This window comes from Microcoleus sp. M2_D5 (assembly GCF_036701935.1).
Classification (GTDB): domain Bacteria; phylum Cyanobacteriota; class Cyanobacteriia; order Cyanobacteriales; family Microcoleaceae; genus Microcoleus.
Genome location: NZ_JAUBRP010000109.1, coordinates 1 through 15,043, shown reverse-complemented (window position 1 = coordinate 15,043; position 15,043 = coordinate 1). Strand labels below are relative to the sequence as shown.

At 43.8% G+C, this 15,043-nt stretch carries 12 protein-coding genes and 1 pseudogene; 10 read left to right on the top strand and 3 right to left on the bottom strand.

Features of this window, described 5'->3' with window-relative positions; translation table 11 throughout:
• The 4 genes and pseudogenes from QUA50_RS27555 to QUA50_RS27540 all read left to right on the top strand — a co-directional run.
• Positions 1–2,402 (top strand): PAS domain S-box protein (locus QUA50_RS27555; RefSeq protein WP_333268400.1); only part of this gene is annotated, 2,402 nt, incomplete at its 5' end.
• Positions 2,399–3,775 carry a response regulator gene (locus QUA50_RS27550; protein WP_333268398.1) on the top strand — a complete coding sequence of 459 codons (1,377 nt, stop codon included), beginning with the start codon at positions 2,399–2,401 and terminating at the stop codon, positions 3,773–3,775. The genes QUA50_RS27555 and QUA50_RS27550, both read left to right, overlap by 4 nt.
• A gap of 396 nt (positions 3,776–4,171) precedes the next feature.
• Positions 4,172–5,185 (top strand): poly(ethylene terephthalate) hydrolase family protein, encoded by a 1,014-nt coding sequence (locus QUA50_RS27545; protein ID WP_333268396.1) that lies wholly within the window; start codon positions 4,172–4,174, stop codon positions 5,183–5,185.
• Positions 5,186–5,226: 41 nt separating this feature from the next.
• A pseudogene (locus tag QUA50_RS27540) lies at positions 5,227–5,401 on the top strand (IS701 family transposase); the annotation flags it as partial.
• Between the two features lie 43 nt (positions 5,402–5,444).
• Here QUA50_RS27540 and QUA50_RS27535 read toward each other — a convergent pair.
• A complete protein-coding gene (locus tag QUA50_RS27535; RefSeq protein ID WP_333268394.1) occupies positions 5,445–5,603 on the bottom strand; it encodes a hypothetical protein in 159 nt (52 codons plus the stop codon).
• A gap of 532 nt (positions 5,604–6,135) precedes the next feature.
• Between QUA50_RS27535 and QUA50_RS27530 the strand changes: the two genes are divergently transcribed.
• The 4 genes from QUA50_RS27530 (at position 6,136) to QUA50_RS27515 (ending at position 10,592) form a co-directional block, all read left to right on the top strand.
• A complete protein-coding gene (locus QUA50_RS27530) occupies positions 6,136–7,707 on the top strand; it encodes an NAD(P)H-quinone oxidoreductase subunit N (protein WP_333268402.1) in 1,572 nt (523 codons plus the stop codon).
• A 153-nt stretch (positions 7,708–7,860) separates the two neighbouring features.
• Positions 7,861–8,454: a Uma2 family endonuclease gene (locus QUA50_RS27525; RefSeq protein ID WP_333268392.1), complete on the top strand. Its 594-nt coding sequence runs from the start codon at positions 7,861–7,863 to the stop codon at positions 8,452–8,454.
• 109 nt (positions 8,455–8,563) lie between these two features.
• Positions 8,564–10,183 carry a cyclic peptide export ABC transporter gene (locus QUA50_RS27520; RefSeq protein WP_333268390.1) on the top strand — a complete coding sequence of 540 codons (1,620 nt, stop codon included), beginning with the start codon at positions 8,564–8,566 and terminating at the stop codon, positions 10,181–10,183.
• Complete coding sequence (locus QUA50_RS27515) at positions 10,164–10,592, top strand: GNAT family N-acetyltransferase (RefSeq protein WP_333268388.1); 429 nt, start codon at positions 10,164–10,166, stop codon at positions 10,590–10,592. The genes QUA50_RS27520 and QUA50_RS27515 overlap by 20 nt, the downstream gene beginning before the upstream one ends.
• An 11-nt stretch (positions 10,593–10,603) precedes the next feature.
• Here the strand turns inward: QUA50_RS27515 and QUA50_RS27510 are convergent, their stop codons facing one another.
• Both QUA50_RS27510 and QUA50_RS27505 read right to left on the bottom strand, forming a co-directional pair.
• Positions 10,604–10,954 (bottom strand): Spx/MgsR family RNA polymerase-binding regulatory protein, encoded by a 351-nt coding sequence (locus tag QUA50_RS27510; protein WP_333268386.1) that lies wholly within the window; start codon positions 10,952–10,954, stop codon positions 10,604–10,606.
• A 29-nt stretch (positions 10,955–10,983) separates the two neighbouring features.
• Complete coding sequence (locus QUA50_RS27505) at positions 10,984–11,427, bottom strand: DUF4332 domain-containing protein (RefSeq protein ID WP_333053804.1); 444 nt, start codon at positions 11,425–11,427, stop codon at positions 10,984–10,986.
• Positions 11,428–11,822: 395 nt separating this feature from the next.
• Here QUA50_RS27505 and QUA50_RS27500 point away from each other — a divergent pair, with 395 nt between their 5' ends.
• Positions 11,823–13,211, top strand: coding sequence for an aminopeptidase P family protein (locus QUA50_RS27500; protein ID WP_333268384.1), 1,389 nt, complete (start codon positions 11,823–11,825; stop codon positions 13,209–13,211).
• Positions 13,212–13,392: 181 nt separating this feature from the next.
• Entirely contained in the window at positions 13,393–14,955 is a 1,563-nt protein-coding gene (locus QUA50_RS27495) for an adenylate/guanylate cyclase domain-containing protein (RefSeq protein WP_333298952.1), read from the top strand.
• Positions 14,956–15,043 lie beyond the last annotated feature (88 nt).

Sequence of the window (15,043 nt, the reverse complement as noted above, 5' to 3'; positions counted from 1 at the left end):
TTACTACGGATCGGCTTGAGTTGTTAAAACTTTTATCTTCCCAAATTGCTATTTCCATTGAGAATGCTCAGCTTTACGATCGATTAGGGGACTACTCGCGAACGCTGGAACGTAAGGTTATAGAAAGAACCCAAGAACTGCAACAGGAAATTGCTGTCAGAATGCAGACAGAAGTAGCCTTGGGCAAGTCTGAGGAAAAGTTTTCTAAAGCCTTTCGTTCCAGTCCTAACCCGATCGCGATCGCCCGATTTGCAGATGGACGCTACATCGAAGTGAACGACAGTTTCCTCAGCACTTTTAGCTACTCTCGCGAACAGGTAATTGGTTTTACACCAATTGAGTTGAATCTTTGGGTTAATTTAGAAGAATGTGACAGATACAGACAGCAATTGCAAGAATCAGGACTGGTTCGCAATCAGGAATTTGATTTTCGTACTGCCGCAGGCGAGGTGAGGAAGATGCTGGTATCAGCAGATATTATTGAGCTGGGTGGAGAAGCGTGTATTCTGTTAGTCACTAACGACATTACCGAGCGTCAAAGGGTAGAAGAAGCGCTCAAAGAAAGCGAGGCTAAATACCGTGACTTAGTTGAAACATCGCAGGATATGATTTGGTCACTTGATATCGAAGGGCGTTATACCTTCGTCAACGCTGCTGTAAAACATATTTTTGGCTACTTGCCTAAAGAAATGATCGGGCGAAAATTTAGTGATTTTCAGCTACCTGAACAACTTCCAGAAAATAAAAAGATATTCCAACGTATGCTGAATGGAGAGTCCGTATTTCAGTATGAAACTATACAATTAGCTAAAGATAGTAGACTTATCAATCTCCGGTTTAATTCACTTGTAGTGCGGGATTGCGAGGGAAATATTTTAGGAATAACAGGCACAGCAAGCGATATTACGGAAAGTAAAAAAGCAGAGGCAGCCTTACAACAAGCCAAAGAAGTTGCAGATGCGGCTAACCAGGCTAAAAGCGAATTTTTATCTAAAATGAGTCACGAATTGCGAACTCCCCTCAATGCAATTCTCGGCTTTACCCAAGTGTTAGCCAGAGACTCATCCCTTTCTGACATACAGCAGGGACAGCTAGGCATCATTAGTCGTTCTGGCGAGCATTTGCTGGCACTGATTAATGACGTGCTGGAAATGTCTAAAATCGAGGCAGGTCGGATTACCTTAAATCCTACTAGCTTTGACCTGTATTATTTGCTCTATTCTCTCGAAGAAATGCTGAAAATAAAAGCTGATTCTAAAGGTTTACAGCTCTGTTGGCACATCAATTCTAACATTCCTCAGTATGTAAATACTGACGAAAGTAAATTGCGTCAAGTCTTGATTAATCTGTTAGGAAATGCGATCAAGTTTACTGCGAAGGGAAGTGTAACGCTCCGGGTTGCAGCAATTAATGCGAAACAAAAGTCCCCCACAGACAACGAACTGCGGACTATTAGGTTTGAAGTGGAAGACACCGGTCACGGCATTGATCCTACTGAGGTAGATTCTTTATTTGAGGCTTTTGTACAAACTGAGGCGGGTCGGAAATCTCAAGAAGGAACTGGCTTGGGTTTACCAATCAGCCGACAATTCGTACAACTGATGGGAGGAGACATTACCGTCAGCAGTACCTTGAATCGAGGAACTATTTTTAGTTTTGATATCCAAATTAGCTCCCCTAAGATGGCTGAAGTTCAACCTCGACAATCAAGAAGGCGGGTAATTGGTTTACAACCGAACCAACCCTCATATCGCATCTTGGTGGTTGATGATAAATGGGAAAGCCGTTTGCTATTGGTTCATCTTCTCGAACCGCTTGGCTTGGAGGTGCGCGAAGCAGTAAATGGTCAAGAAGCTATTAGAATCTGGGAAACTTGGAAACCTCACCTAATTTGGATGGATATGCAAATGCCTGTGATAGACGGGTATGAGGCGACCAGACAAATTAAAGCCAAGATTCAAGATGAGGCTACCCCGATTGTTGCGTTGACCGCTAGCGCTTTTGAGGAAGAGCGAGCCATTGTTTTATCATCAGGCTGTGACGATTTTGTGAGCAAGCCTTTTCAAGAAGAAGTGATTTTTGCCAAAATGGCTGAACATTTAGGGGTACAGTATATTTATGAAGATTTACCGAACTTTACATTATCTCAGCTTGAGGGTCAAGACCTGAGTGTAAAAGCAGAGGAAAAAACTGAAAATTTAAGGACAACTTTGGCGAAAATGCCTGCTGAGTGGGTGATACAGTTACATCAAGCAGCTATCGATGCTGATGCCGACCTGATTTTAAGTTTAGTCGCCACAATCCCCGAATATAATAAGTCTTTCCCGGAGACCATCGCTGATTGGGCTAACAACTTTCGATTTGATAAAATTACTGACTTAACCGAACAAATTATCCCATGAACAGCCAGCCATTAGCATCTCATGTTGCCAATCTTTTAGTGGTTGACGATACCCCCGACAACCTGCGTCTTTTATCGACTATGCTGAGGGACAAAGGATATAAAGTTAGGGGCGTAATAAACGGGGAAATGGCATTAAAAGCAGCGCGTTCTACCCCACCAGATTTGATTTTGCTCGACATCTCTATGCCCCAGATGAACGGCTACGAAGTTTGCCAACATTTAAAAGCGGATGCCAGAACTTCGGGTATTCCAGTTATTTTCTTGAGCGCCCTAGATCGAGTGTTGGATAAAGTCAAAGCATTTGCTGTAGGAGGAGTAGACTACATCACCAAGCCATTTCATTTAGAAGAAGTTTTAGCTCGTGTCGAAAATCAACTAACTATTCAGCGTTTGCAAAAAAAACTGCACGAGCAAAATGCGCGATTGCAGGAGTCTGAGGCTAAAGAGCGGAATAAATCCCAACAACTAGAGCTGGCTCTACAACAGTTACAAAATGCACAAGCTCAACTCATCCAAAGCGAGAAAATGTCAAGTTTGGGGAATGTCGTAGCGGGGGTAGCTCACGAAATTAACAATCCGATTAGTTTCATTAAAGGGAACCTCTCGCCCGTAAGGGAGTACACTGAAGATTTGCTGAGGCTGGTGCAACTCTACGCAGAAGATTTCCCCAATCCCACAGCAGCTATCCAGGAACAACTGGAGGCAATCGATTTCGCTTTTCTCAGGAATGATTTGCCGAAGCTAATTGCTTCTATGAGGGTAGGAGCTGACAGAATCGAAGAAATAGTGCACTCGCTGCGGAATTTTTCTCGACTCGATGAAGCTGAGTTAAAAGCGGTGGATATCCATGAAGGACTTGAGAGTACGCTGATGATTTTGCAGCATCGGCTGAAAGATGAAGCAGAGCAAACGATAATTAAAGTGGTAAAAGAGTATGATAATCTGCCAAAGATAGAATGTTACGCGGGGCAAATGAATCAGGTTTTTATGAATGTTCTGACTAATGCGATTGAAGCGTTGCAATCCCCAAAACCTGGGGCAAATGATGTAGATGATAGCAGCTCGATCCCTACTATTACTATTTGCACGAAGTTACTCTCCGACTTTCAAGTGGGTATTTATATTACTGATAATGGCCCTGGCATAACCGAAGATATTCAAGAACGCATATTTGAGCCATTTTTTACAACGAAGACAGTGGGAACAGGGAAGGGTTTGGGGTTATCGATTAGCTATACTATTGTAGTGGACAACCACGGGGGGAAACTCCGTTGTCTTTCAAGACAGGCTCAAGGGGCGACATTGGCCATCGAAATTCCGATTTACCACTATAGAAAAGGTTTTTATAAAGAAGATTTTGTCGGGCTGTAAGCCACACTAAATTTCAAGTATTCAAAAAGGGTGTAAGATCGGGAATCGTGTTTAAGCTGTGGAGCATTTAAACCATTAACGATCCAGGTAAGGTGCGTCATTCGCGAACACTTACTATACATGGGAAACGCTTATTTGCGCTCCGCACTCTACTATCCTCATTTAAATGCCGAACAGCTTATTTAGGAGTCATATCATGTCCGATCGATTAACCATAATATCCCGGTCGGGGCGGGTTTTTGAGATTGTCAATTATTGGCTGGTATTGTTGGTGAGCCCGCCCCTACTATTTGTCACAGAGTCGGAAACGTTTTTCGGTAACGCTCGTTAAATTACCAAGGGTCGCCGACTTGCTTTTTTTTAGTAGCTTATGCACGCACTCTCAAACCCAAAATAATGATGAATTTAAACCCCGATATTTTTTCCGCAAAAACCCTAGCTATTGTTTGTGTAATTGCTGCGTTTGTTGTCATTGGTGGCAAAGTTTTTGCGACAACAATCGATTATACACCGCCATTTAAAGAGACTAGCTTTTACAGTACGACTATATCGGGTAATAACGATTTAGCTGATATTTATTATCCTAAACCATCCGATCTTAATTCTGGTAATTACTCTTTTCCCATTCTGCTTTTATTGCAAGGTGCGCTTGTAGATAAATCATTTTATTCAGATTACGCTAGCCATGTGGCACGGTACGGCTTTGTGGTGGTCGTTCCGAACCATTTGCGGCCTTCGCCCTTCAATCCCACTTCACCGCCTAATTTGGCGTCTGAAACTTCGCAAATTGCGGCGGTTTTGTCTCAAATGGCGATCGAAAATACAAAGCCCACATCTCCGATCGCGTCTGTTATCGATACGCAGCGCCTTGGTTTATTGGGTCATTCTTTTGGTGGTGCAGTGGGGTTATCGGTGATTGCTAACAAATGTCTCCCAGAATTGTATTTGTGTCAAGAGCCATTTACCCGCCCGAAAGAACTATTAGCAGGTGCATTTTTTGGAGCTAACTTGCGGAATCCCATTGCTAATGAATTTGTCGCCATCGCTAATGATGGCATTGCAGTGGCGTTGATTCAAGGATCTATCGATGGTGTCGCCCTGCCCGATCGAGCTCAAGGCACTTTTGACCAAATTCAAACACCACCTAAAGCTTTGATTGCTGTTATGGGTGCAAATCACTTCGGCATTACCGATGTTAATAACCCCCCTGGTGCGATGCCCGATCGCAATACTGCTACCTTAGAGCGAGCCGTGGGTATTGAAACGATCGCCCGTTGGAGCGCCCTGTTTTTGCGGGCACATATGCTTAAAGATCGATCGGCATTTGATTATATTTACTCTCAAGGTGACGCCATCGATCCGAATGTCCGTGTTACCACCGTTGCAGTTCCCAAACCAGCTTCTAAGTAGCTACCTAAAAAAACGCAAGATAGATGAAGGTTAATAGATAGTGTGCCTACATTTTTATTATTGGGCATCCCTTAACTGGGGGACTGAGACAACGATCGGCTAACCAACCTTTAACGACATTTACGCTCTGCGTTATCAGCTTTGAGAACAGCTATATCTTATAGATTTGGGTACTGGCTGCCAGCCAACAGTGACGTATTTGCTGCAAATAAAGCCTGTTTCGATCGCTCTTTTTGTTTTAACAACTGCTTTGCCCGCTCTATCCGTCAACCTCCGCAGCCGCCATCGCCCCTAAACCTGTTCCGGTGGCGATATTTAGAACAAGCTGGCCAGATCGCACTTTTGTCAATTCTACTAAGGAATGAGAATTAAATAACTTCCACTCTAGAAAGTGGGATGGGCTCTTATAGCCCGTCATGAGTGGACGGGCTTTCAGGCCCATCCCACAATAACAATTAAAATTGTAAGTTATTTAATTCGCGCTCCTAACCGAGTTGCAGCCTGTTTGTGAAATTCTCGTAGTCGGGGCGGTTGTTGAAGTCATTGAGAATCTGCCGTTTTTCGGCACTTAGCGAGTCAGTCAATCGATTGCGCGATTTTAGATTTTAGATTTTAAATTTGAAGAATTAAAAAATTGAAGAATTGAAGAATTGAAGAATTGACTTGCGCCAGATAAATTCGGGGGTTCCTCGATCGGATACAGGTTTTTTATTTCTGGAGGGATCGATCGCGTGGCGGGTATCCTGGATGCGGGAATTGTCAGCAATCTCTACAATGGCCGCCAATGTATGCAAAACCGCTACCGAGTATCAACTCTTCGGCAACAAACACCCGCCCAACTGGGATCGCGAAGCTGTAATCCGCTACAATCTGTGTTTGGTAAAGAATTTTTACAAGTTCACACCCCATTACAGCCTTTGCGGCTTGTACTACTCAACCTGCCTGAAAATATGGATTTTGCTACTCTTGCCGCCCAGCTAAATGCTGGAACTATCTTGCCAGAGGGAATTGTCATCATCACCCTCTTGGTGGTTCTCGTCGGCGATTTAATCGTAGGCCGCAGTTCCTCTGGTTGGACTCCCTACGCTGCCGTTGCGGGTTTGCTGGCCGCCGTCGCTGCTTTGTGTTTGCAGTGGGATAACACGGATACCATCTCGTTTCTAGGCGGTTTTAACAGCGATGCCTTGAGTTTAGTGTTTCGCGGCATTATCGCTTTGACTGCGGCTGTCACTATTTTGATATCCGTTCGCTATGTACTGCAAACTGGTACTGCTTTAGCGGAATTCATCGGCATTTTACTAACCGCTACTTTGGGGGGAATGTTCCTCAGCGGCGCTGATGAATTGGTGATGATTTTTATTTCGTTGGAAACTCTGAGTATCTCGTCTTATTTGCTGACGGGTTACACAAAACGCGACCCGCGTTCCAATGAAGCTGCTTTGAAATATTTGTTAATTGGGGCCTCTTCTTCGGCGGTGTTTCTCTACGGGATTTCGCTGCTGTACGGGTTGTCGGGCGGCGAAACTCAGTTAAGTGCGATCGCGGCTAACCTTTCTACCGTGAATGAAGGTCAATCTCTCGGTTTGGTGATTGCTTTGGTTTTTGCGATCGCCGGCATCGCCTTCAAAATCTCTGCAGTTCCCTTCCACCAGTGGACTCCAGACGTTTACGAAGGTTCTCCTACACCCGTTGTTGCCTTTCTTTCTGTCGGTTCCAAAGCAGCCGGTTTTGCCCTAGCAATCCGCTTGTTAACAACTGCTTTCCCCGCACTTATCGAACAGTGGCACTTCGTGTTCACGGCCTTAGCCATTCTCAGCATGGTGTTGGGAAATGTGGTTGCCCTCGCCCAGACTAGCATGAAGCGGCTTTTGGCTTATTCGTCGATCGCCCAAGCCGGTTTTGTAATGCTGGGTTTGATTGCAGGAACAGAAGCCGGTTACTCCAGCATGATATTTTATCTGTTGGTTTACTTGTTTATGAACTTGGGCGCTTTCGCCTGCATCATCCTGTTCTCGCTGCGGACTGGAACCGACCAAATTAGCGAATACTCCGGTTTGTACCAAAAAGACCCGCTGTTAACTTTAGCCTTAAGTATTTGCCTGCTTTCTCTCGGTGGAATTCCGCCCCTAGCTGGATTTTTCGGCAAAATCTATCTGTTCTGGGCCGGCTGGCAAGCAGGACTTTACGGCTTAGTTATTCTGGGATTAATTACCAGCGTAGTTTCGATTTACTACTACATCCGCGTTGTCAAGATGATGGTAGTAAAAGAACCTCAAGAAATGTCAGACGCGGTGAAAAATTATCCCGAAGTTCGCTGGAACCTTCAGGGAATGCGGCCTTTGCAAGTCAGCGTTGTACTCACCTTGGTGGCGACAACATTGGCTGGAATTTTGTCGAATCCTTTGTTTAATTTGGCTAATGATTCTATCACCAAAACTCCCATGTTGCAGTCGGCATTGAGCCATGTGCAACCTGTTGTGGGTGCGAAAATTGAATCGAATTTGGTGTCTCGCCGGGATTGATTTTTCCGATTCTTAAAATAGTGGAAAACGCCTGACTCTTTGCAGTTGGGCGTTTCTTTTTTGTTGTGATATACTGTTAATTATGATTTTCAACCGCAGATGTAGGCAGATTTACGCGGATTAACGCAGATAAAAGTTAGTACAGAGGCAACAATGTTAGTACAAAGTAAGGCAAAGTTTTATACTCCAGATGAGTACCGGAAGTTAGAGGAAACTGCTGAGTTTAGAAATGAATACCGCGATGGAGAAATTGTACAAATGACAGGTGGTAGTATTAATCACAGCCAGATAATCGGTAATATTTATGCGTTCTTAAAATCTGCTTTGCGGGGAAAGAATGCCAGACCATTTATGAGCGATTTGCGGTTGTGGATCCCTCGGTATCGACGCGGCACTTATCCAGATGTGATGGTAGTTGAAGGAGAATTAGTTTGCACAGAGGGACGGAAAGATGAAATACTCAATCCTGTGCTGATTGTGGAAGTGCTTTCTAAGTCTACCAAGGATTTCGATCGGGAGGATAAGTTTCGGTTTTATCGATCGATCCCTGAATTCTGTGAATATGTGTTAGTCAATCAATCTGAGTTTTTAGTTGCACAATATATTAAAACAGAATCGAATGAATGGTTGTTTCGAGAATATGAGGGAGAATCAGCAATAGTTTCCTTCGCTTCAGTGGAAGTGCAAATGTCGATGCTCGATATTTATGAGCTGGTTGTCTTTGAGATGTTGCAACCTTCTCAATAAGCGTTTTATGAACAGGCAAGATGCCTGTTCCACAAGAAAATTAAATCTTTGTGGAACAGGCATCTTGCCTGTTCTTGAAAGCAGATAATAATTATTATAGAGGTAAACGATGAATGTAATTTGGTTACTGTTAAAAGCTTCTTGGTTAAATGTTTCCATCGCCATACTCACAGGCTTAATCAGCGGCGGTTGCAGCGCTATGTTAATTGCTCTAATCAACCGCGCCATCAGCGACAATTCAAATCAGAATTTAGCCTGGTATTTTGCCGGATTAGCAGTTTTAGCTCTCGTCGCCGGAATCATCTCCCAATTTTTGTTAATCTACCTTTCTCAAGAAGCTGTTTACAATCTGCGGCTGAGTTTGAGTCGTGGCATTTTGTCTACTCCTTTGCGGAACTTGGAAGAGTTGGGCGCTAACCGCTTGTTGGCAACTCTCACAGAGGATGTGGGAACGCTTTCTAATACTATATTTTTGATTCCTTTTCTCTGTGTTGATATCGCCGTTGTTGTCGGCTGCTTAACTTATTTAAGCACGATTTCTGGTACTGTTTTTGTTGTTGTATTTTGTTTTTTGGTGCTGACGATTGGCACGGTGCAGTTGTTGCTCAATAAAATGCGGAAATTCTTCGATTTAGCCAGAGAAGAACAAGATATATTGTTTAAGCATTTTCGCAGTATTACTGATGGAATTAAGGAACTCAAACTCCATTCCTTGCGCCGCCAAGAGTTTTTTACGGAAGAATTGCAGGGGAGTGCTGATGCTTCTCGCGATTATAACGTGACTGCTTTGAATACTGGTGCAGTTGCGATGGGAGTTGGGCAGTTGCTGTTTTTTATGCTGATGGGTTTGCTGTTATTTGTTGTACCCAAATTTGTGCCGGTTTCTACTTCAGTTTTGTCAGCTTACATTCTGACAAGTACCTATTTGATGTCTCCGTTTAACAATATTTTGCAAAGGTTGCCGGCGCTTTTTCGTGCTAATAGTTCGGTGGAAAAGATAGAGAGAATGGGATTGGCTTTGGCAAGTCAAGCTGAGATAAATTCAACGGTTAAACTGCCTGACAAGGCTCAGTGGGAGACCCTGGAGTTAAATCGAGTAATTCACAGCTATCCGGGAGAAAAAGAAGACAGCAATTTTATTTTGGGCGAGCTTAATTTGAAGTTTCATCCGGGTCAATTGGTGTTTATAATTGGCGGGAATGGCAGCGGGAAGTCTACTTTAGCTAAGTTAATCACTGGTTTGTACGTTCCTGAATCGGGAGAAATTCTCCTAGATGGTCAGCGAATTAGTGATGAAAATCGAGAGTGGTACAGGCAGCATTTTTCTGCGATTTTTTCGGATTTTTATCTGTTTGAAAGGCTTTTGGGGATGACTAATCGCGATTTGGACAAGCAGGCTGCTGAATATTTGCGAGAGTTTCATTTGGAAAATAAAGTTCAGGTGAAAGATGGAGTTTTGTCAACTACGGCTTTGTCTCAGGGACAGCGAAAACGGCTGGCTTTGCTGACGGCGTATTTGGAAGATAGACCGATTTATTTGTTTGATGAATGGGCTTCGGATCAAGACCCGTTTTTCCGGGATATTTTTTACAAGCAGTTGCTACCGGAGTTGAAGCGGCGGGGGAAAACGGTGTTTGTGATTAGTCACGACGATCGCTATTTTGATTTAGCCGATCGCGCAATTAAACTAGATTACGGTAAAGTAGAGTATGACCGATCGAATGGATAATTACCGAATTGTCGAAACTTTGACTGAAAGCCAGGTTTCCGACTTGATGGATTTGTACAAAAACGAGTTTTGGAGCGACAAGCGGACGCGGGAAGATGTTGTGAAAATGCTGGCGGCAACTGATGTTATCATTGGTTTTGTCGATGAGAGCCATCGACTAATTGGCATTACCCGCGTCATTACCGATTTTGTCTACAGAGCCATGATTTTTGATGTGATTATCAAGCCGACACACAGAAAGATGGGACTGGGCGCGAAGTTGATGGATGCAGTTTTAAGTCATCCCAAACTGCAAGCTGTCGAGCATTTTTATCTTAATTGTTTGCCGAACATGATGCCGTTTTACGAGCGTTGGGGTTTCTCGGATGATGTGGGCGAACTTAAGTTTTTGCGGCGAACAACAGGCTAAACTCATCCATTTTAAAGCTCCAATTTTTCTCGAATTACGTCTTCTTTGAAACCTACTAAAACAGCCGTTCCATCTTTAACGAAAAGAGGACGTTTCAGCAGCATCGCATCCTTAGCAAAAGCATCTACCCACTGTTCGCTAGTCCAATTTTTCTTGTCATCGCCCAAAGCGCGGTAAGATTGACCGGAAGTATTTCGCATGGGTTCAAAACCTAAAGCAGCTACCCAGCTTTGGATTGTTTCGCGAGTCGGCGGCTGTTCTTTTGTGTTAATGAACTCGTAATTAACATCGCTATCTTTGAGCCACTGGAAAGCTTTTTTGCAGGTTCCGCAGTTGGGGATTCCGTAAACTTGAATTGACATAATAATGACTACTAACTAATGACTAATGACTAATGACTACTGACTAATCTAGCTTGTTGAACCCATTTTTGCACGCGATCGACTGAAGGAGTCAAGTCATTGCGCTGCATTGTCGCTACGTGCAGCCTTAAAACTTGTTGGTGCAATCTCTCCACGGGCATTTGAGCCAATTGAGCCGGAGAAGCAACGCCGGCGTGCAGTAACAGCCCGCAATACTGACACCCTACACTTGGAATTCCAGCCAAATTTGCCATCGCTACCCATTTATTAACATATTGAATGTTAATCTGTAATTGATTGGCTAGCAACACTTTCGCCGCTTGCGTTTTCGTCAGGCGAATTAGTTGTCCGGTTGTGGTGATGCTGCACTCTTCCAGTTGAGATTGGTTTTCCTTGCTCAATCCCGGTAAATGTGCGATCGGCCAGTCGCGTACTTGCACAGAAGTTTGAGGAGCTTTATGAGAAATTTTCATGTTTTTTCAGTGAATTTTACTTATACTTTAAAGTCTAAATTATAAAACAGTCAATAGAGGATATCGCTCACGTCACCCTATCAACAAAAACCAGACCAAGGAATTTGACTCATTGCGGGTGTTGTGATAATTATGCTAATTTCCTACAAAGTAGCACTTTCAGCCGGTTTTCCTGCCTGTGGCTCAGGCTTACTGCTTAACCACATCATCCGGGCGATGACGACAAAGACTATAAAAAAGACAGCCTATAAATGCTAGCAAAAAATAAGTGACAGATGAGAATTTTCTCAAAAATGGCTGCCAAATTGACCGTCAGAATTTTAGGGCTTTAATGCTGAGAATGCAAAAACTTGTGGCTGACTGTAAACCCAACTCAAAATTATAGGTTTTTACCCATGACAATTACACAAGGTGATGATTTGTTAACTAATATTCTACACCAACGGCGGCAAAAACTGGCCAGTTTAATTAATTTTCCGGTAATTTTATGGTCGGGGCGCAGCATTCCTCGCAATTATCCGGCACTTACTTATCCCTTTCGTGCCAGCAGTCACTTTCTATATTTTGCTGGTTTGCCCTTAGAAAATGCTGCCATTCGCTTAGAATCGGGCAAATTAGAATTGTTCTTAGATGACGCACCTGCTAGCAGCACTCTTTGGCACGGAGAAATGCCGAAAAGAGCAGAAATTGCCGAACTATTTGGGGCTGATGCTGCTTTCCCAATGGCCGAATTGAAATCGCGCTCTACAAATGCAGCAACGATCGCACTTCAGGATTCTTGGACTCAGTTGCAACAGTCTCAAATTCTCGATCGCCCTCTGGCACCGCCCAAATCGCCAACCGGAATTGACCTAGAATTAACTCAGGCAATTATATCTCTGCGCCTGAGCCACGATGCAGCCAGTTTGGCCGAATTGCGTCAAGCTGCGGCTGTCACCGTAGAAGCTCACAAAGCGGGGATGGCGGCAACTCGAAATGCTCAAATTGAAGCAGGGGTGCGCGCTGCAATGGAAAGTGTCATCATCTCCAAAAATATGACCTATGCATATCCCAGTATCGTGACGGTGCATGGAGAAGTGCTGCACAGCGAACATTATCACAATCCCCTACAAACAGGAGATTTGCTGTTAGCAGATGTCGGTGCAGAAACATCAAGGGGATGGGCGGCTGATGTGACTCGCACTTGGCCGGTTTCTGGCAAGTTTTCTCCGACTCAAAGAGCGATTTATGATGTGGTTTTGGCAGCACACGATGCTTGTATCGATCAAATTAGTCCGGGGGTGGAATATCAAGAAATTCACCTGTTAGCTGCTCGGATTATGGCGGAAGGATTGGTCGATTTGGGCATTTTGCGGGGCAATGTTGAAGATTTGGTAGCAATGGACGCTCACGCGCTGTTTTTTGTTCACGGTATCGGACATTTAATTGGTTTGGATGTTCACGATATGGAAGATTTAGGAGATTTGGCTGGCTATGAAGCTGGAAGAACGAGAAGCAGTCGGTTTGGGTTGGGATTTTTGCGGCTGAATCGAGTTTTGCGATCTGGAATGCTGGTATCGATCGAACCGGGATTTTATCAAGTGCCGGCAATCTTAAATCACCCAGAAAATCGCGCCAAATATAAAGATTTTGTTAAGTGGGAGGAGTTGGAAAAATTCGCAGATGTTCGCGGAATACGCATAGAAGATGATATAGTTGTCATCGATGAGGGTAGAGAAGTATTGACAGGCGAATTGCCCACAAAAGCTCTGCAGATTGAGGAGTTAGTTGCGGTAAATACGTAAGTTGAGCCGAGTTTCGATCGCACATACGCAGTTTTATCAGGTGTGAAAAAAGATAAAAATGAATAAAGGTTGGCCAAGAAATCTTTCGATATTAGTTAAAAAACTGGTTTCGCAAGTCAGAAAAATCGTAGCACTAATACTTCCACGCATTGTTCGCCAACCTATAACCTCGCGGCCTCCGATGCAAGCTGCACCTTTGCCCAGCAACGAAGAAGAGAGGCTAAAAGCACTGCACGGCTACAACATTCTCGACACAGAAGCCGAAGCAGCTTTTGACGATCTAACAGCTTTAGCATCTTATATTTGCGGCACTCCGATTGCTTTAGTTAGCTTAATAGATTCTAACCGACAGTGGTTTAAATCCAAAGTCGGTCTGGAAGCGCCAGAAACTCCGAGAGAGTTAGCTTTTTGCGCCCACGCTATTTTAAATCCCAACGAATTGCTAGTTGTACCCAATACTCTAGATGACAATCGCTTTGTCGGCAATCCGCTAGTAACTTCCGATCCAAATATTCGGTTTTATGCTGGAGCCCCGCTAGTAACTCCTGACGGTTATCCGATCGGCACTTTGTGCGCGATAGATACAATTCCGCGTAATCTCTCCCCAGAACAGTTAGAAGCGCTGCGGACTTTAGGAAGGCAAATTATTAGTCAAATGGAGTTGCGAATTAATCTGGCTAAATTAGAGCGCGCGCAGGTGAGGCAAAAACAAGTAGAAGCAAAACTCCGCTCTACTGACGAGCAAATTGTCAATTGTTTAGAAGCAATGAGCGATGCTTTTTTTGCTTTCGATCCCCAGTGGCGATTTACTTACGTCAATTACAAAGCAGCGCAATTTTTGAATCGATCGCCGGAAGAACTTTACGGTAAAAATTTTTGGGAAGAGTTTCCCGAATTCACGAATTCGGATTTTTATAAAGAGTATCATGAAGCTGTAGCCAAACAAATTGGGGTGGCTTTTGAAAAATATTATCGTCCTTTAAAAGTGTGGTTGGAAGTGCGGGTTTTTCCTTCTCACGACGGCATTTCTGTGTTTTTTCACGACATAACTCAGCGCAGGCAGATGGAATATGCACTCAGGAAAGAACAGAAAAAAACTGAAAGTTTACTGCTAAATATTTTGCCAGAACCGATCGTCACTCGGTTGAAGCACGAACCGGGTTTGATTGCTGACAAGTTTGAAAAAGCAACAATTCTTTTTGCTGACTTGGTGAATTTTACCCAAATTTCTACCACCATGTCCGCTACTAAATTAGTGTACTTGCTGAATGAAATTTTCTCAGCTTTTGACGAACTGAGCCAGAAGCACGGCTTAGAAAAAATTAAGACGATCGGGGATGCTTACATGGTAGCAGCCGGTATTCCCATTGAGCGTCCAGACCACGCAGAGGCGATCGCCGAAATGGCGCTGGATATGCTAGCAGCAATTAAGGAATTAAATGTGAAGCTAGACGCGAAATTTGACCTCCGCATCGGGATTAATAGCGGCCCGGTGGTAGCGGGGGTAATCGGCACTAAAAAATTCATTTACGATTTGTGGGGAAATGCGGTAAATACAGCTTCCCGGATGGAATCTCACGGCATAACAGGCCGCATTCAAATCAGCCACTATACTTATGACTTACTGCAGGATAAATATGAATTTGAAGATCGTGGCGAGATCGATATTAAAGGTAAAGGGCAAATGCAAACTTATTTGCTGAATGGGAGAAAAATAGTAAGCGATCTCAAAAATGTAGAGTAAATAAAGCTAAGGATCGCGAATTAAATAACTTATAATTTTAATTGTTATTGTGGGATGGGCGTCCCGCCCGTCATGAGTGGACGGGCGG